General features: G+C 60.2%; 18 protein-coding genes and 1 tRNA gene. 7 read left to right on the plus strand and 12 right to left on the minus strand.

Translation table 11 applies throughout. From position 1 onward, the window contains the following. Nucleotides 1–7: 7 nt before the first annotated feature. The 4 genes from HMPREF2537_RS10115 to HMPREF2537_RS10130 are packed head-to-tail and all read right to left on the minus strand — an operon-like array spanning nucleotide 8 to nucleotide 5,146. Nucleotides 8–2,104, minus strand: coding sequence for an ATP-dependent DNA helicase RecG (locus tag HMPREF2537_RS10115; RefSeq protein WP_070528516.1), 2,097 nt, complete (start codon nucleotides 2,102–2,104; stop codon nucleotides 8–10). Nucleotides 2,105–2,107: 3 nt separating this feature from the next. Then, on the minus strand, nucleotides 2,108–3,526 hold the full coding sequence (locus HMPREF2537_RS10120; protein WP_070528519.1) for a DAK2 domain-containing protein: 1,419 nt from the start codon (nucleotides 3,524–3,526) through the stop codon (nucleotides 2,108–2,110). 10 nt (nucleotides 3,527–3,536) lie between these two features. Next, on the minus strand, nucleotides 3,537–4,145 hold the full coding sequence (locus tag HMPREF2537_RS10125; RefSeq protein ID WP_210383656.1) for a uracil-DNA glycosylase: 609 nt from the start codon (nucleotides 4,143–4,145) through the stop codon (nucleotides 3,537–3,539). Nucleotides 4,146–4,180: 35 nt separating this feature from the next. Then, complete coding sequence (locus tag HMPREF2537_RS10130; RefSeq protein ID WP_143342265.1) at nucleotides 4,181–5,146, minus strand: thiamine-phosphate kinase; 966 nt, start codon at nucleotides 5,144–5,146, stop codon at nucleotides 4,181–4,183. 92 nt (nucleotides 5,147–5,238) lie between these two features. Between HMPREF2537_RS10130 and HMPREF2537_RS10135 the strand changes: the two genes are divergently transcribed. Then, the gene (locus HMPREF2537_RS10135) at nucleotides 5,239–6,153 is read left to right on the plus strand and encodes a DUF3515 domain-containing protein (protein ID WP_070528530.1); all 915 of its coding nucleotides are present in this window, start codon (nucleotides 5,239–5,241) and stop codon (nucleotides 6,151–6,153) included. A 52-nt stretch (nucleotides 6,154–6,205) separates the two neighbouring features. Here HMPREF2537_RS10135 and HMPREF2537_RS10140 read toward each other — a convergent pair whose 3' ends face one another. Both HMPREF2537_RS10140 and HMPREF2537_RS10145 read right to left on the minus strand, forming a co-directional pair. Next, nucleotides 6,206–7,276, minus strand: a complete 1,071-nt coding sequence (locus HMPREF2537_RS10140) for a D-alanine--D-alanine ligase family protein (RefSeq protein WP_070528532.1) — start codon at nucleotides 7,274–7,276, stop codon at nucleotides 6,206–6,208. 21 nt (nucleotides 7,277–7,297) lie between these two features. Next, a complete protein-coding gene (locus HMPREF2537_RS10145; RefSeq protein WP_070528535.1) occupies nucleotides 7,298–8,296 on the minus strand; it encodes an NAD(P)H-dependent glycerol-3-phosphate dehydrogenase in 999 nt (332 codons plus the stop codon). Nucleotides 8,297–8,444: 148 nt separating this feature from the next. Between HMPREF2537_RS10145 and HMPREF2537_RS10150 the strand changes: the two genes are divergently transcribed. After that, nucleotides 8,445–9,443 carry an NUDIX hydrolase gene (locus tag HMPREF2537_RS10150; RefSeq protein WP_070528537.1) on the plus strand — a complete coding sequence of 333 codons (999 nt, stop codon included), beginning with the start codon at nucleotides 8,445–8,447 and terminating at the stop codon, nucleotides 9,441–9,443. 50 nt (nucleotides 9,444–9,493) lie between these two features. Here the strand turns inward: HMPREF2537_RS10150 and HMPREF2537_RS10155 are convergent, their stop codons facing one another. From HMPREF2537_RS10155 to leuC, 3 genes are all read right to left on the minus strand, one after another. Next, nucleotides 9,494–10,354, minus strand: a complete 861-nt coding sequence (locus HMPREF2537_RS10155; RefSeq protein ID WP_070528539.1) for a hypothetical protein — start codon at nucleotides 10,352–10,354, stop codon at nucleotides 9,494–9,496. A 75-nt stretch (nucleotides 10,355–10,429) separates the two neighbouring features. After that, on the minus strand, nucleotides 10,430–11,020 hold the full coding sequence (gene leuD / locus HMPREF2537_RS10160) for a 3-isopropylmalate dehydratase small subunit (protein WP_070528542.1): 591 nt from the start codon (nucleotides 11,018–11,020) through the stop codon (nucleotides 10,430–10,432). 16 nt (nucleotides 11,021–11,036) lie between these two features. Beyond that, complete coding sequence (gene leuC / locus HMPREF2537_RS10165) at nucleotides 11,037–12,479, minus strand: 3-isopropylmalate dehydratase large subunit (protein WP_070528544.1); 1,443 nt, start codon at nucleotides 12,477–12,479, stop codon at nucleotides 11,037–11,039. Nucleotides 12,480–12,527: 48 nt separating this feature from the next. On the opposite strand from leuC, the gene HMPREF2537_RS10170 reads away from it, so the two are divergent. Beyond that, entirely contained in the window at nucleotides 12,528–13,241 is a 714-nt protein-coding gene (locus HMPREF2537_RS10170; protein WP_070528547.1) for an IclR family transcriptional regulator, read from the plus strand. A gap of 50 nt (nucleotides 13,242–13,291) precedes the next feature. Here the strand turns inward: HMPREF2537_RS10170 and HMPREF2537_RS12540 are convergent, their stop codons facing one another. After that, entirely contained in the window at nucleotides 13,292–14,095 is an 804-nt protein-coding gene (locus tag HMPREF2537_RS12540) for a chymotrypsin family serine protease (RefSeq protein WP_083299014.1), read from the minus strand. A gap of 167 nt (nucleotides 14,096–14,262) precedes the next feature. Here HMPREF2537_RS12540 and HMPREF2537_RS12545 point away from each other — a divergent pair, with 167 nt between their 5' ends. Beyond that, the gene (locus HMPREF2537_RS12545; RefSeq protein ID WP_083299015.1) at nucleotides 14,263–14,553 is read left to right on the plus strand and encodes a hypothetical protein; all 291 of its coding nucleotides are present in this window, start codon (nucleotides 14,263–14,265) and stop codon (nucleotides 14,551–14,553) included. Between the two features lie 209 nt (nucleotides 14,554–14,762). Beyond that, nucleotides 14,763–15,377: a hypothetical protein gene (locus tag HMPREF2537_RS10180; protein WP_070528549.1), complete on the plus strand. Its 615-nt coding sequence runs from the start codon at nucleotides 14,763–14,765 to the stop codon at nucleotides 15,375–15,377. Nucleotides 15,378–15,453: 76 nt separating this feature from the next. On the opposite strand, the gene HMPREF2537_RS10185 is transcribed toward HMPREF2537_RS10180, so the two are convergent. Next, nucleotides 15,454–15,526: transfer RNA gene (locus HMPREF2537_RS10185), tRNA-Glu, on the minus strand. Nucleotides 15,527–16,161: 635 nt separating this feature from the next. Here HMPREF2537_RS10185 and HMPREF2537_RS10190 point away from each other — a divergent pair. After that, nucleotides 16,162–16,566: a hypothetical protein gene (locus HMPREF2537_RS10190; RefSeq protein WP_070528551.1), complete on the plus strand. Its 405-nt coding sequence runs from the start codon at nucleotides 16,162–16,164 to the stop codon at nucleotides 16,564–16,566. After that, on the plus strand, nucleotides 16,559–16,888 hold the full coding sequence (locus HMPREF2537_RS10195; protein ID WP_070528553.1) for a transcriptional regulator: 330 nt from the start codon (nucleotides 16,559–16,561) through the stop codon (nucleotides 16,886–16,888). Before HMPREF2537_RS10190 ends, HMPREF2537_RS10195 begins: the two co-directional genes overlap by 8 nt. Here the strand turns inward: HMPREF2537_RS10195 and HMPREF2537_RS10200 are convergent. Then, nucleotides 16,883–17,446 (minus strand): RBBP9/YdeN family alpha/beta hydrolase, encoded by a 564-nt coding sequence (locus HMPREF2537_RS10200; protein WP_070528560.1) that lies wholly within the window; start codon nucleotides 17,444–17,446, stop codon nucleotides 16,883–16,885. The two genes, HMPREF2537_RS10195 and HMPREF2537_RS10200, sit on opposite strands and share 6 nt — an antisense overlap. Nucleotides 17,447–17,533: the final 87 nt, after the last annotated feature.

The raw sequence follows: 17,533 nt of genomic DNA on the forward strand, positions 1-17,533 counted from the left end.
GACTACCCTAGTTTTTCTCCAAAAATCCCTGTTCATCTGCGCTCAAATTATGCGTCAGCTCCTCCGCTAATTCGGGGTTGCGCTCGACCAATGCGGCGGCATCAGCATGCGTGCGCTCAACGATATCCCGATCATTGATAAGGTCCAGCAACTTCAGGGTGCGTTTCGTTCCGGATTGCAGTGTGCCCAGGATATCGCCCTCATGGCGCTGCTGTAGGTCGAGCTCAGCTAGGTCAAAACCAGAGGGCGTATCCGCGATAGCTTTGATGCGCCGGAAAGACTTGCTATCAGGCTCAGCCGTCGTGTGCAGCAAACACACCGATTCATTGCCGCCGCGTCCCACGCGCCCGCGCAACTGGTGCAGCTGCGAGACTCCAAAGTTCTCCGATTCTCGGATCAGCATGACGGTGGCATTGGGAACATCGACGCCGACCTCAATGACCGTGGTGGCCACGAGGACGTCAATCTCCCCGCGCGCGAAGCTCTCCATTACTTGGTCCTTATCGGGCATTTTGCCATGGAGCATTTCCACCCGCAGTCCGCGCAAAGGAAGGTTACGCAGTTGGACCGACATGGTTTCCACGCCGCCCTCTCCTTCAATCCGTGGGCAGACGATATAGGCCTGGTGCCCCTTGTCCACCTCTTCACGGATGCGCTCGATGGCGCGGCGTACCCACTCCGGCTTCCATTCGGGAACCACTGCGGACAAGATAGGTTTGCGTCCACCCGGCAGCTCCTTGAGCGTCGAGACCGCCAAATCACCGAACACCGTCATGGCAATCGTGCGCGGGATAGGTGTCGCAGTCATCACCAATAGGTGCGGACTGGTCCCCTCCCGAGTCTTGGTGCGCAGGCTATCGCGCTGTTCGACGCCGAAGCGGTGCTGCTCATCGACGATGACCAGGCCCAAATCGAAGAATTCAACGCTGTCCTGGATGATGGCGTGGGTGCCAATCACGATATCGGCCTCGCCAGAGACAATCTCCAACAAAGCCTTGCGTTTCTCCGCCGTCTTCATCGAACCTGTCAAGACCGTGACGGTGACTCCTTCGGGAACGCTGGCGCTAATCGACGCCCCATGCTGCGCCGCCAGAACCTCCGTCGGGGCGAGCAGTGCAGCTTGTTTTCCAGCATCAACCGCCTGCAACATGGCACACGTGGCAACGAGCGTCTTGCCCGAACCGACCTCGCCTTGCAACAGCCGCATCATGGGCGCGGTGCCGCACAGATCTGCGTCGATCTCGCCAATGACTCGTCGTTGACCGTCGGTCAGAGCGAAGGGTAGCCCGCTGAGCAGCTCATCGCGGAAGCCTTCCAGAATCGCCGGCATTGGGGTTGCCGTACGCGCCTTAACATCGCGCTGCCGCAAGGCCATAACTAGGCCAACCGATAAGGCTTCGTTGTACTTAAGCCGCTGGATGGCGCGCTCCGGACCATTGTCACCCGGTTCATGGATCTCGCGCACGGCTTGATCCAGCGTCACCATCATCCGGTAGTCCAGCGGCTCCGGGATCGGCGGGGTGTGCTCGAGCACTTTGTGGATAGCGCCCATGATGTACCACGACGTCACCTTTCCGCTAGCCGGGTACACGGGAATCCATTCGCGCTGCAGGAATGTCTCCAATGAGCCGAACTGGGAGAGCTTCTTCAGCGAACCTGTCCCCTGCCCAGTGGTGCTATCCAGCAGAGACTCCTGATAGCGGCCGGGATCGAGGATAAGAAAATCGGGGTGCTGCAGGCTGGGGTATCCCCGGAAGTATTTCAACTTGCCCGAGAGCATGACGCGCATGCCTCGCCCAAGCACGCGTTGCACGTAGTGTGCATTGAAAAAGGAGGCCTGGACTCCGCTATCCATGTAGAGGATAAACACCATGGCTTTAGAAGTGTGCTTAACGCGGAGATCCTCGATAACGCCAGTGATGGTGACGTGTTCACCATCCTCAGCACCGCCGAGGCCCACGTCCTTATTGTGGCGGATGTAATCGCGCGGATAGTGGCTGAGCAGCTCCCCGCACGTGGTGTATCCGAAGGCGCGCTTGAAAGCCGCGGCATCCTTCTTTGCCAAGATTTCCGTCAGTGCGCGGTCATCCTGCCAGCCCAACATGGCCTACTCCACCCCAATCTCAGTGCGCAGTCCAGGCACGCGCAGAACGACGACCTCAATCCCCAGTTTACGGGCTAACTCCTCTTCATCTAGCTCAAGGCCAGTCAGCACCGTGATCTGCTCGCCGCCATAGCCCAGCTGAGTACGGCATGCTGCTAGAATCCCAGCCACGCTTTCTCTATCTGGATAAGCCACCCGCATGGAGCCGGCAGCGTCCGTCATAGCGGCGAGCACGTCGTCGGTGTGCGCAGAACTCGGCGTATAAACCGAGAGCGCCGCTAGCCCGGCAACCAGGGAATCGGTCGGAATGACAGTCGCCTTGCCTGGGTCGCCACCGCAGCCATTGGGTAAGAAAAGATCTCCCTCCCCGGCGCTCTGCAGCTCTTCGCCGGGCTGGACGACGTCCGCCCCCACCTTCTCAAAAAGCTCCCGCGCGGCCCCTTCAGGCACCGCAGCAAAGATACGCCGCTGTGCTCCCCCGCCACCAGCAGAATCTTCGCATCGGGCCGCCTGACCCGCCTGCGGTAGCGCTTCGAGCCGCAGGTTGCTGACATTTCCCAGGGCATAGGCCTTTTCGATCACGGCCCCCGCCTCAGCGCTATGGATGTGCACGCTGGCGGAGGTTTCCGTGGCCCGTGCAATGACGAGACTATTGCCCAGCGGAGCCAAGGCCTCTTCAATGTCGCTCAGGTTGCCCTCAAAGAAGAAAATTGCCTCGATCTCGGCGAGTTCTTCTCCTGCCTGCGGCTCCCGCGCCGCGAACTCGTCAGGGGGCGCAGACGCCGAGACGGTCAGTGGTTGGCTGGCGGGGGCGTGCCCTGTGACCTGAGCGAGCAAGCACTCGAGCAAAACTACGAAGCCGGTTCCGCCAGCATCCACAACGCCGGCTTCGCGCAGCGCTGGTAGCTGCGAGGGGGTCTCAGCAAGGGCCTTCCGTGCGGCCTCGACCGCTGCTAACAAGATGCCGTGGAGCTCGGCTCCAGGCTGCTCAGCAGCCTCACGTGCGGCGGTGGCTGCGGCTCGCAGCACGGTAATAATCGTTCCTTCCACCGGTGTAGCGAGCGCGCGGTCCACCAACGTGACGGCCAGCGTCAAAGCATCAGCTAAGACCGCACCATCCACGCGCGAATCTGTCGTGGCATCGGCAACACCTCGCAGGACCTGGGAAAGCACCATCCCCGAGTTGCCGCGCGCACCGCGCACCGAGCCGATGGCCAAGGCTTCAGCCACGTCCGCCTCGCCCTTATCGGCCTCCGCCAAGGCGGACTCCATGGTGTGCGCCATGTTGGATCCTGTGTCCGAATCGGGCACCGGGAAAACGTTGAGGGCATTGATCTCAGCGCGGCGGCGCTGCAGCTCCTCCACGGTTCGTGCGGCCCACTCGTGCAGGCCACGAGCATCCAACTCGGCGGGATATGACATGCTGGCTAGTTTACAAGCGCCAGTCCACCGCGGGGACGCCGCGGGCCTCTAACGCCGCGTTTGCGCGGGAGAAGGGACGCGAGCCGAAGAACCCACGCCGCGCTGACAGTGGCGAAGGATGCGGGGAAGTAATGCAGTCCGTGCCCGGTAGAAAGGCCTGGCAGGACTGGGCGTCGCGGCCCCACAGGATGGCAACGATATCGCGCCCTGCCAGCGCCCTGATCGCTGCCTCGGTAATCGCCTCCCACCCGAGACGGCGGTGCGAACCCGCCTGGCCCGGGGCCACGGTGAGTACCCGGTTGAGCAACAGCACGCCCTGGTCATACCAGGCCCGCAAGTCGCCGTCCGCGCGGCCGGGGATGCCGAGGTCGTCGCCAAGCTCGGCGTAGATATTCTTCAGCGAACGCGGTGCCGGCACACCCGGCCGCGTGGAGAAGGACAAGCCCATGGCATGCCCCGGCGTGGGATAGGGATCCTGGCCCACGATGAGCACCCGCACCTCCTCGAGGGGCATGGACAGAGCGGCGAATACATCCTCGGCAGGCGGCAAGAACTCTGCGCCAATCGCGCGCTCGATGCCTGGGAGATTCTCCTCCAGGGCCTGTCGGATGTGCGGCATCCACGAATAGTGGATGCGGGAAGTATCGATGTGGCTCACGCGAATCCCTCCCAGCCCTCGCTATAGCGTGGCTCCTCTCCATCAATGAATACTCCGGTGCCGCGCAGTACGCGGCCGATTTCGCGGAAACCAGAGGGAGCGGCCTTAAATGTGGTGGCCAACAGCGTATGGTCCTCGCCGCCAGCCAAGACCCATTCCCAAGGATCAATATCGAGCACCGCGCCGGCAGCCGCCAGCAGCGGATCGGGAGCAATCGCGTCGCGGTCGAGGTCGATGCGCACCCCGGAACGCCCAGCCAGATGTCCTACATCGCGCACGAGCCCATCGGAATTATCCGTCATCGCCGTCGAGCCCGTTGCCCGAGCGATGACTCCGCGCCCCGGGGCGAGGGTGGGAGCACAGTGGGCGTCGACCAGCGGCCAGAACTCCTCCAGCTCCGGTGGCAAGGCGCGGCCATAGCGTTGCAAAAGAGCCAGGCCCGCCCCGGAGTACCCAATCTTGCCGTGCGCCACCAGCTTCTGACCCGCACGCGCACCATCCAAAGTCAGAGGTGCTCCGCTTCCGCCCAAAGAACCCATCGCGGTGACGTTAATAACCAAGCTATCGCTGCGGGTTAGGTCGCCCCCGACGAGCTCAGCGTTGTACACCGCGCAGCGCTCAGCAATGCCTTGCGCGATCCCCCGCACGAAGTCCACCGGGGTATCTCCTGGGGCGGCAATCGCCAGCAATGCTGCTGTAGGCCGCGCACCCATCGCTTCGATGTCTGCGAAGTTGCGCACGATGGCTTTCTGGCCGATTTCCGCGGCGGTGGACCAGTCCCGCCGGAAATGCCGGCCTTCCACCATCATGTCCGTCGCGGCCACCGTGCGGGAGTTCGGCGCCGCCGGGTAGAGCACCGCAGCATCGTCGCCGTTGAGCGCGCTCGGGGCGGCGGTGACAATCTCATGGATAACGTGCCGTTCGCCGGCTTGGTCGAGGGTATGGGACAAACCCACCGTCACGGACTCCTTTTCCTTGCGCAGGCCACGCGCCGCTCGTGCGCGCGCAGTCCACGTTCGTTCTTCTCGGGCTATCAGCGATAGGATAAGCCCCTATGGATACCCAATTTAACCGCACCGCAATTTACATCTCACTAGGGATCGCCATCGCGATGGTCTTCGCGGTAATTTTTGGGGCAAAATACGTATTCACCAGCGCCGCGCAACAGCCGGTAGCGCTGCCTCCCACTCCGTCTGAAGCAGCGGACTCCCCCGAGTGCGCCGCTGTCGTTGACGCTCTGCCGGACAAGCTCATGGGATACTCACGGGTCGAACTCGCCGACCCAGCCCCGGCGGGTGCCGCAGCCTGGACGAAGAGCTCGGAGGACAAAATAACTCTGCGCTGTGGCGTTGACCTGCCGCAACAATTTACGGAGTATTCCCAGACCATCGAGGCTGACGGGGAATCCTGGCTGCAGGTCGTCGACGCCACCCCCGGATCCAACCTCACGACGTGGTACAGCACCGAGTACACCCCCGCCATCGCCGTAACCACCTCCTCGGAGAACGCCAAGGACGAGGCGCCGGAGGGGCTGGAGGATGCCTTCAAGCACCTAGATTCGAAGCCCCAGAAGGCAAATGCAGCACCACTGTCGCAGCTGAAGGCGGGCCCGGATTCCATGTGTCCCGCCCTAGAGAAGGCCCTACCGGAAACACTTGCGGAGGGTTACACGCGCCGCACCGATGTGGGCGATAAGAACACCTGGGTGTACAGCGCGCCGGGCCAAGAGGAGATCGTCGTGCGCTGCGGCGTGGGCGCCCCAGAAAACTACCGCGCGGGTGTTCAGCTCCAGCAGGTTAACGACGTCCCGTGGTTCGAGGACACTACCCTGGCAGAGGGCACCACGGCCGGCACGTGGTTCGCGCTCGGCCGGGCGGAAGATCTCGCACTATCCACCCCACAAGAGGCGGCGAACTCCGCACTGGTGCGTCTGAGCGACGCCCTCGTTAAAGCCACCCCTTCCCAATAGGAGCAGCACAGCTTCCACATTCAGTGCCTGGCCTTTGCACTCGGCTGGGGAACTAGGCGCGCGCGAGGGCGGTCTGGATGAGGATATCGAGCAGCTCGGCATAGTCCACGCCCACGGCGGCGAAGACCTGCGGGTACATCGAAATTGGGGTAAAGCCAGGGAAGGTATTTACCTCGTTGATGCAGTAAGAATCACCGCTGACGAAGAAGTCCACGCGGGATAGGCCCGCAGCGCCCAGCGCCCGGAAAGCCTCAATTGCCCGCTGGCGAAGCTCGGTGGTCATCTCCTCACTCAACGGAGCCGGAATCGCTGCCGAGACGCCCTCGTCGATGTACTTGGCGTCGAAGTCATAGAAGCCTTCCTCAGACTCCGTGGTACCCAAGAGCTTGGCTGGCACAGAAGCCTGGAGGCTGCCGTCTGGACGTTCGAGAACACCCACCTCCACCTCGGCACCGCTGATCTCCGGTTCGACGAGAACCTTGTCATCGGACTCATAAGCCAGGGCCAACGCTGCGTCGAAGTCTTCCCAGGCAGAAACCTTGGAAACGCCGATAGAGGAACCACCACGCGCCGGCTTCACAAAGACGGGCAGGCCAAGGCGTTCCTTTTGGGCGTCGTCAAGCGTGGCTTCACCGGTAAGTACTACTTGGGGCGCTACCGGAAGGCCTTCCGCGACCAGAAGCTTCTTGGTGAACTCCTTGTCCATTCCCACAGCCGAAGCCAATACGCCTGCGCCGACGTAGGGAATCCCCGAAAGTTCAAAGAGGCCCTGCACTGTGCCATCTTCTCCAAAGGGGCCGTGCAGAACTGGGACGATGACATCCACCTCGGTGTAGTGCTCGTGGCGGGTGACATTGTGGATACGCCCACGCGTGGCAGGGTTGAGGGATAACGCCAGCTCATCGTGGAGTTCTACTTCGGGCAGGCGCCCGTCAACAATGCTGAGCCCCGCGCGGTTGCCCTGCGTCCAGGTGCCTTCCCGCGTAATGCCGATGGGCACGACTTCATATTTTTCCGGATCAAGGTGCTCCATGATGGCGCCAGCGGAAATGCACGACACCGAATGCTCGGAGCTGCGACCGCCGTATACAACGGCAACGCGCACAGGTTTCGCTTCAGTCATACCGAGCAACTTTACTCGGCTTTACTCAGCTTTCTTGGTGCGACCCATCAGAGCAACAATCATGTCGTCGACAGTCACCCCGCGATGGCACACACCGTAGACCGCTTGGGTAATCGGCATCTCTACGTCTGCGCGCTGCGCCAACCGGAAGATTGAATCAGATGAGATAACGCCTTCCGCGACCTGACCATTGGTGGCGGCTGTAGCTTCCTCCAGAGTGCCGCCCTGGCCCAGGCGGTAACCAAAGGTGCGGTTGCGAGACAGCGTCGAGCTGCACGTCGCCACAAGGTCACCCATTCCAGCAAGACCAGAGAAGGTGAACGGGTCCGCTCCCAGCTTCACGCCGAGACGGGTAATCTCTGCGAGCCCGCGCGTGATAATGGTGGCCATCGTGTTATTGCCCAGTCCTTTGCCCGCAGCCATGCCGCAAGCCAGTGCAATCACGTTCTTGCAGGCGCCGCCGATCTCCGCGCCGATGACATCGGTGTTGGTATAGGGACGAAAATACGGTGCTGCGGCAGCATGCTGGACGGCCTCGGCACGGGCAGCGTCACTGCAGGCAATGACCGTAGCGGCAGGCTGTTCCTGAGCCACTTCCTTGGCCAAGTTGGGCCCTGAGAGCACGGCAATGCGGTCAGCGGATACGCCGGCGGCGTCCGCAATGACCTCGCTCATCAAGTTGAGAGTGGCCTTCTCCACGCCTTTAGAGATTGATACCAAGGTCGCTTCTTCCGGCAACAGTGGCGCCCACTTTTCCAGGTTTCCGCGAAGCGTCTGGGAAGGAACGCCAAAGATGACGATGTCTGCGGTTTCCAGTGCAGTCGCCGGCTCGGTGGTCGCCTTAATGGACTCCGGAAGTGAAAGCTCTGGGAGGTAGTCCGGATTCTCGTGGCGCGTGTTGATAGCGTTCGCCAGCTCCTCGCGGCGCGCCCACAAACGGACGTCGTTACCCGCGTCAGCAAAGACTTTCGCCAGCGTGGTTCCCCACGAGCCCGCCCCCATTACTGCCACGTTTGCCATGTGCCACCTCACTCTAGATTCCTCTGCATCGGCTTTTCCCATTAAAGCACGCCTGGCATTCCTGCACGCTCGGCGCGTAAGACTGCATCGCGACAGCGAGTGGAGGAAGATGGAGGAGGTTGAAAGCTACTGGTGCAAAAGGAGCAGCATGCCCAAGGCAAAGAACATGCATGAGACGGACAAAGATAGTCGATCGGAGGTCTTTATCTCCGGACGCCACCAGGAGATCCCGGTCGATCCGGCGGATGAGTTCAAGCGCACGACGCTTGCCGCCGGTGCGGTTCTCTGGCGTGGTGACCCGCACGATCCGGAGATTGCGCTTATCCACCGCCCGCACTATGACGATTGGTCGCTGCCCAAGGGCAAGGTCGATCCGGGTGAATCCCTCCCCACCACTGCCGCGCGCGAGATCCTCGAGGAAACCGGCTATAGCGTGCGCCTAGGAAAGCTCATCGGCAAGGTGGCTTACCCCGTGCAAGGCCGCACGAAGGTGGTTTACTACTGGCTAGCGCGGGTGCTCGACGGCGAGTACACCCCCAATCAGGAGACTGATGAGCTGCGTTGGATGAAGATCGACGAGGCCAGCGCGCTGCTCTCCTACGACGTAGATGCCCAGGTTTTAGCAAAAGCTAAGAAACGTCTCCGCCTCACTCCAACGACTCGCGTCCTGTACGTGCGCCATGCTCGCGCCCACCAGCGCCGCTCCTGGGAGGGCGACGATGACCTGCGCCCGCTGGATAAGAAGGGCCGCCGCCAAGCGGAGATGCTCGTGCCGATGCTCACGCCTTTCCACCCGACCGCCATCTACAGTGCACCGCCGCAGCGCTGCCAGCACACTGCTGCCCCGCTGGCGGACGAACTCAGCATGGACATCGCCGTGAACAAAGCATTCGGCGATGATGTGTTTGCTGAATCTCCGGAAGAAGCACGCGCGGCCTTCCAGCGCGTTGTCGACGGCGGCGGCGTTCCGGTCATCGTGAGCCAAGGCCTGACCATTCCGGGAATCCTCGAATCCTACGCGCCGAAATTCCTTAAGGCGCCAATCGAAGAACTCAAGTTCAAGAAAGCATCGGTATGGGTTCTTTCCTTCAACGACGGTGAGCTTACCGGGGCGGACTACCTAGCGAGCCCGCTTCCTGTGCGTTAAGCACGGCATCGCCCACGTCTCTTAGAGAGTTTCTACGCCGCCCTGCTGCCTTATTCCCATCGCGCTGCAGGGCGGCGCTGCATAGCGCGAGTGAAAAGGACCATCCCTAGCGCCCAGATCGGATAGGCGGCAATGAAGCCGACGATGGGAATAAAGACAAGCAGGCTCGTGATGAGGGAGCAGACCAAGATAAAGAGCAGCGACTGCCCTAGGTTCTCCATGACCAGGTCAAGGGCCTCTCGGAAGCAGTCCATGAGAGGCTTTTCGGGGTTATCAGCCTTGATCACGGGCGCTGGCCACAGAAGCGCAAAGAGAATCAGTCCGGGGAAGCCGCCCGCAATTGTTCCGAGCATTGCCAAAATAAAGAAGCAAGCATAGACGCCGGCGCAACCACTCAGCTGGGCAAACCTAAAGTAGTCGCGGAAGGTGACCTTCTCCCCATCAGCGATCTTCCGGGAACCATTAAAGAGGTTCGCCATCAGCCAGAAAAGATAAGCGAAGGCGGCTAGCCCCATGACAACCATGAGAGGGATCCCCACGGTAGGCACCAAAGGCTCAATATCCGTGCCGCTTTCTTCCATTGCTGCAAAGATGCCGCCTACAACGGTACTCGGCACAAGGAGAAGAGCAAAAGTGATGATGAAATGCACCAGCATGGCCAGCATCCCTGGCACAGGCTGCTTCAGGTAGCCTTTGAAAGATTGGCCCACGATATCCATGGCGTCGATGGGCTGCGCACCCGCCCCGCCGGATGGATTACCAGGCACAGCGCCGGTCTGCTGGTAGCCGAAACCCCCTGACTGTTGATAGCCATAACCGGTGGCGTCGTGGTAGTCATAGCTGCCGTACCCGGTGGTGCCGCCGAATTGATTACCGTTGTCTCCGCTAATGCCTTGGTAAGGGTTGCTCATGCTGAGGATGTTAACGGGGCGGTGTGTCCGGCGCCACAGGAAGCGGGGAATGCTACCCCGCTGGCGACACGTCCGTTAGGGCGTGATGACGCGCGGCTTGAATCCCGGACGCGTGGATTCAAAGGCATCGATATCCGTCTCATTGCGCAGGGTCAGGCCGATATCATCCAGCCCCTCCATAAGGCGCCAACGGGTGTAGTCATCGATATCGAAGGTATAGCTATTGCCGCCCACGGTGACCGTGCACGCCTCCAAGTCGACGGTGGTTTCGGTCTCCCCTGCCTCCAACTGTTTCCAGATGAGCTCAATGTCTTCTTGTTCCATGAGCCCCGTCAGCAGGCCGGCCTTGCCAGAGTTGCCGCGGAAAATATCGGCGAAGCGAGAAGAAAACACCGCCTTGAATCCGTACTCAGCAAGCGCCCATACCGCGTGCTCACGGGAAGAACCGGTACCAAAGTCCGGGCCCGCGAAAAGCACAGAGCCCTCCCTAAACGGTTCCTGGTTGAGCACAAAGTTTTTATCACTGCGCCAATTGGAGAACAGGCCGTCTGCAAACCCCGTGCGCTTCACGGACTTCAGGTAGCGCGCTGGGATGATCTGGTCGGTGTCCACATTGGAGACACGCAGCGGAACGCCGACGCCAGTGTGAGTAATAAACTTCTCCATTTTCTTCTCCCTTTCCTTAAGCGCCGGCAACGGCGGAATCGTCAATATCTGCAGGTGCGGCCAAGTGCCCCAGAACTGCGGTTGCCGCGGCGACGGCCGGGGACACCAGGTGGGTGCGGCCGCCAGGGCCCTGACGGCCCTCAAAGTTGCGGTTGCTTGTCGACGCCGACCTCTCCCCCGGCTTCAACTGGTCCGGGTTCATGCCCAGGCACATCGAGCAGCCAGCAGTGCGCCATTCGGCGCCGAAGTCGGTGAAGATTTTGTCCAGCCCTTCTTCCTCAGCCTGAGCCTTGACCACGGCCGAGGACGGAACCACCATCATGCGGGTATCCGCCGCGATGCTGCGCCCCTTGACCACCTCGGCGGCTGCACGCAGATCCTCAATGCGTGCGTTCGTGCACGATCCAAGGAAGACCGTGTCGATCTGGATATCGCGCAGCGGCGTGCCGGGCTTTAGATCCATGTAGGACAATGCCTTTTCGACGGAGGCCTTTTCTCCATCGTCACCGCACTCCTCCGGGTCGGGCACCGTAGCGCTCAGCGGCAGGCCCTGCCCCGGGTTAGTACCCCAAGTCACGAAAGGCGTGAGTGCGGAGCCGTCGATCTCTACGACGGTATCGAACTCGGCGCCCTCGTCGGTCGGCAGAGTCTTCCAGTACTCGACGGCCGCATCCCAGTCTTCTCCTTGCGGTGCGAATTCACGGCCCTTGACGTATTCAAAAGTGGTCTCATCCGGAGCCACCATGCCGGCGCGGGCGCCAGCTTCGATGGACATGTTGCAGATGGTCATGCGGGCTTCCATCGACATTTTGCGAATGGCCTCACCACGGTATTCGATGATGTGGCCCTGGCCGCCGCCGGTGCCAATCTTGGCAATGATCGCCAGAATCAAGTCCTTGGCGGAAACGCCTTCCGCCAGCTCACCGCTAACCTCAATGGCCATCGTCTTAAAGGGCTTGAGCGAAAGCGTCTGGGTGGCCATGACGTGCTCCACCTCAGAGGTACCGATACCCATAGCAATAGAGCCGAAGGCACCGTGCGTCGACGTGTGCGAGTCACCGCACACAATGGTCATGCCGGGCTGGGTAATTCCCAGCTGCGGGCCTACGGTGTGAACGATGCCTTGCTGAGCATCACCCATCGAATGCAGACGCACGCCGAACTCCTCACAGTTCTTGCGCAGCGTGGACACCTGCGTGCGAGAGACCTCATCTTTGATTTCTAAAAGGTTGCCGGTCTTAATTCCCACCGTCGGAACATTATGGTCTTCAGTAGCCAGGTGCAGCTCCGGGTGGCGCATCGTGCGTCCGGCCAGGCGAAGACCGTCGAAGGCCTGCGGGCTGGTAACTTCATGCAGGAGCTGGAAATCAATATAAAGAAGATCGGGCTCGCCGTTCTCTCCCTTGCGCACGACATGGTCGCGCCATACCTTCTCTGCGAGTGTCAGTTTCTCAGTCATGTACCTCTCCACTTGAAATCTCAATTAATGGGACGTAGATTTCATTATATGGGAGAGTATAGCGCAGTATCAGGAATTAAGGTATTGGATCGCGCCGTAGCCATCATGATGGCCGCGACCAACCAACCTTCTACACTCAACGAGCTTTGTGAGACCACCGGCCTGCCTCGAGCAACCGCTCACCGTCTCGCCACAGCGCTCGAGGCGCACCGAATTCTTACCCGCACCCCGGATGGAAAGTGGGGCGCGGGCCCTGCCCTTCCCGGCAACAGGGATCGGATCATCGAAACCGCCGGCCCGATTATGGAGGAGCTTCTTGACGCCACAGGCGAATCCGTCCAGCTTTACGAACTCTCCGGCACCACCCGTACATGCATCGCCACGCGTGAGCCGGAAATTGGACTCCACAACGTGGTACCCGTGGGTCGCCAACTTCCCCTGACCTCCGGCTCGGCAGCGCGTATTTTCGCGGCTTTTGCCGATGTCCACGTTCCCGATGCCATCTTTAGCGAGCACGACGTCGAACTCGCGCGCACTAACGGCTACTCCGAATCCATCGAAGAACGCGAGTCCAACCTCGCCTCCGTCTCCGCCCCCGTCTTCGACGGCGCCGGAAATTTCATCGCTGTTCTCTCCATCTCCGGTTCAGCCGAGCGCTTCCACCCCTCTCCAGCTGAAAAGTTTGCGGACGTACTGGTGGGCGCTGCCAACCGTCTCAGCGCCGCACTTTCCCACGGCGCACCACGCAACGGCAACCACTAGGCACGCCAGTAGCCAAACCCTCATTGCCGTATGCATAGATACCTAGCTACCTAGATACTCAGCCCAAAATACATTGCGAGACCACGCAGCCCTTCTGGACCCGTGCTGCTTGTCGAGGACAATGCCTCTCCCTTTTCCTGAACCACTCGGACCGGGTTTCCTGGCTCCCGATTAGGGCGGCGCGGTACCCATCCCTGGTGCGGCAGGCGCGCTAGTTCATCTGCATGCGGCATCCGTGCATAGTTTGAGAAAGTCACTGTCCGGCCATTCCGGTTGGTCTGGGTAATACCCTGGTAAATTCCCACTACGCCCGGCTGCCCTGGAACGGAGACTGCTCCACCGCTATCCCCTGGTGCCAGCGAGACGTCGACCGCATAGTTCATCCCCGGGAAAAGACCCGGCCCTCGGACGGCAGTACCACACTGGCGGGACGCAGCCTGCCCGTCGAAGCACACTGTTGCACCTTCACCAGGAACCGGCGTCATGCCATCCCCTGTGAGGGGGTTTCCTGCCGAATAGGTTCCGCCAGCGAATTGAATATAGGCCAAGTCATGCCCTGCAGCTCCGGAAGGCTTGAACCAACGTAGCGTACCCAGGTGCTGACCCGCTTCGTTATACATCTGCTCGCCATTCAGACCGCAGTGCGCCGAAGTCCACGCTCGATTAGCTTCGACATAACCAACAGTACACAAGGAGCCATCAGCCGCAGCAATCTTTTGCCCTTGTCTGACTGGCACACCTTCTACGGCTGTTGCAGGGGCAGCGAGAGCAACAGCCAGGGAGCACGCTCCAGCCACCGAGGCAAGGCTGGACACAAAGCGCGAAACACGGCACTGAGAAGACTTTTTCAACATGGGTTTACTCTAGCCTGTTTTGCCCCATGTGCACCTCACGCACCTCACATCACTCCGCTAATACCCCCAAGCACCCCCACTATTGAAACTAAATTGAAAACACGCTTTACTGGCGTTGTCAGCTACTGAAAATTGATTGAAAATCCCCAGCCTTTCAAGGAGGAGTCATGACCCACACCATTCACGACGAGCACACGCACACCCACGGCGAAGGCTGCGGCCACGTGGCATTCCCGCACGGCGATCACACCGACTACGCGCACGATGGCCACATCCACCGCGAGCATGAAGGCCACTGGGACGAGTGCGAGGCATCCGAGCACACCGTTCACGAGGGCCACGACCACGAGCACGGCGAAGGCTGCGGCCACGTAGCCATCCCTCACGGCGATCACGTGGACTACCTCCACGATGGCCACCGCCACGCAGCACATGATGGCCACTGGGATTGCCACTAAGAGCGCTCCGGATTCCATTTTTCTCAGCTGCCTAGCCCGCGCTTACGCTGCCGGGCCTGGGCAGCTCTCTCCGTTTTCTCCAGCGAATCTCGGTACATCCCGTTAGGGTGGGTCTTATGATTTCCACGCGCGCCCTCCGTCCCGTCGCAGCTTTTGCGGCCATAGCCACCGCTGGTGTTTTAACCGTTGGATGCTCTACATCGTCCGACATGGCAGCGCCCTCAACCCCAGGCGAAATATCGGGTGAGCCAACTTTCGAGAACACATACCCGGCCTTTCAGCCGCTCAATGACGACGCCGAACTTCACGTCCCTGACTCCGCCGATGAAGGAGCCCCAGCCGGCCCCGAGCCGACGTTGCCGGGCACCGCAACCGATCAGCCTGCGGGCCAGGCTCAACAGCCGGATACTCAAGCGCAAGGTGTGCAGGGAGCCAAACCAGGCGCAGGCCAACACCAGACCGCTCAGGCTGCAAAGATGGCCACCTACAACAGCCTTTCCGGACAGCTTCCCCAAGGCGAGGCCAACGGTGCATCAGTCAACGTTCACGGCACACCCGCCACGGTGTGCCAGATGGGCGATGGCTATAACATTGCCTTCGTCATGGCCGGCGCAAACACTAGTTGCGATTTTGCGCGCTCCACAGCCGGGCGCTTGATGACTTTAGCCCCAAGCTCCCAAGATGACCTCCGCGCCTATATCCCCGCACAGGTAACCGTCAACAGCTCGGTCACACAGCAGAACTACTCGCTGACGTGCAACATCGATGAGCACGAGGTCATTCGCTGCACGGGCGGCAATAACGCTGAAGTCCTAATTGTCTAGAGCCCAGGCCGCTAACCCCGTATCCCGATCACAAAAGAGGGCGGCAAGCTATATTGCTTGTCGCCCTCTTTATTTGTACCCCGTACGGGATTTGAACCCGTGTTACCGGCGTGAGAGGCCGGCGTCCTAGGCCGCTAGACGAACGGGGCTCGTTTAGCTGTCCGTTGCGGACTTGCTAAACACTATAGGATCTCCAAAAGATTGCACAAATCGGCAGGTAAAGGACCTTTTTACACAGATAAAATCCCGAACCTCGTTGCCACTTATGGCCGCGATGTAAACTTCGACTCTCAAGGCCTAGGTGCGGATCGAATCAGTGGTTATTCCGCCGGCGTGCCGTTGGCTGCAGGGGCCGGAGCACTCGTTAGACATCGCTGGAGGTTCGGGAGGACACGTGCACTAACAGCATGTGATGCAAGGCTCCTACTTCGCTCGAGTGTTGGCTTTAAGAAGTTGTGGATTATGGCGATGCCGCCTTGTATTATCTGCTAGGGTTGCGTCGGCGATAGTGATGATTTTCAACTTCCGCCATCCGCTCTCCTTTCTGTCGGGAATGCGTTGTACCTACAGTGTATGGCCAGAAAAGGCATACCGGTAGGACTTAGGCCAATTGAGTACTGGTTCACCCCCTGGTACTCCAGTGCCCCTCCCGTCTACCTCGCCGAGGATTGAAACCGGTATGGGGTAAAACCAGACCACTCAAATGATCCGAGTACCACACCCCTTTACTTGCTACCTGTGCAATCATTACACTTGCACTAGATGCAAACAAAGGAGGCACATCATGGACAGCGACCTAAAAGTCATTGAAGAGATTCAGCAACGCACCACCTGGACGCAGGGCTGGTGGGCAGTAGCACTTGTAGCACTCGGCATCGGTAGCAGTCTTGCGCTATCCAAGCTGTCCTGGTGGTACACACTCGCAATCCTGATACCGACGTTCATTCTCGGCTTCCTCCTCAAGGACAAAATCGCGAACCCTTTTGTTCGCCCCAATCCCAACATGGGGCCGAGGAACGATCGCGCCACGTGGTCACGCGTACTGCTCCCCGTCGCCATGATCATGTCCACCACGCCGACACCTGATACATGGCCATGGATGATCACCAGCGGGGTCATTGTTTCGGCAGCAACGGCTTGGATGCTCTACGAAAACCGCAACGCGGCCATAAAGGGCCCCAATGCCTAAGGAAGCCCCCAATCAATCTCCTGAGCTGGATCCAGTTATCCACCCGATTAATCGCCTCAGAATCTGTGCGACGCTCTACTCCGCCGGTGCCACCGACGGCCGGCAAATGAAGTACAGCAAGCTCGCCGAGTTGACCGAGCTGACCGCCGATACGCTGTCCAAGCAGCTAAAGCACCTCGAAGACCGCGGCTACATTAGCCGCACCCGAGAGTACGGCTCTACCCGCGCCAAGGACGCCGTGTGGGTCGCGCTTACTGAGACGGGCACACGGGCTTACGTGCAGCACGTGGAAGCGCTCAAAGCGATGACTGAGAGACTATAGACTGCGCAGCCACTGCGTGATGCGGTCCCCCAGCTGTGGAAACTCGGTATAACCGTCACTCTCGAGGAAATGTCCCCCACCGTGGATGGTGATGGGAATGGCCGAGAGGGCGTCGGCAAGCTGCTGCGTGAGGGCGGGGTCAACCAGGACGTCGTTAGTGGACACGAAGACCTCTGTGTGAGCGATGTGGGGTTTGACAGCAGGCACGTCGACGTGGGCCTGGCCAATAAATTCGTCAAGCTCCGGGATGACACGAAGCTTCTTCACAAACCCAGAGACAATGAACAGCCCAGGAAGCTCCCACTCGCCATCCAATGCCGTGAGATAGTGCAGCAGCGCGGTGCCGCCTAGGCTATGCGTGATGATGCAGGTATTAGCGTTTGGACGCTCAATATCGTTGCGAATCGCCTCGACCCACTCATCGAGCTTCGGTTCGTTCGGTTCCGGCAGCGCGATGGTGTGAACTGTGTGGCCGTCGGCGGTCAACAGGCGTTCTAGCCACGGGAACCAGTGACTGTCAGGGCTGGCTTGGTATCCATGAACAATGTAGAAGTGCATGGTCGCCAATTATAAGAAAAAGAGTGGTAAGCCCATGTGCTTGCCACCCTTTAAGTGGTACCCCGTACGGGATTTGAACCCGTGTTA

This window comes from Corynebacterium sp. HMSC074E01 (genome assembly GCF_001808885.1).
GTDB lineage: Bacteria > Actinomycetota > Actinomycetes > Mycobacteriales > Mycobacteriaceae > Corynebacterium.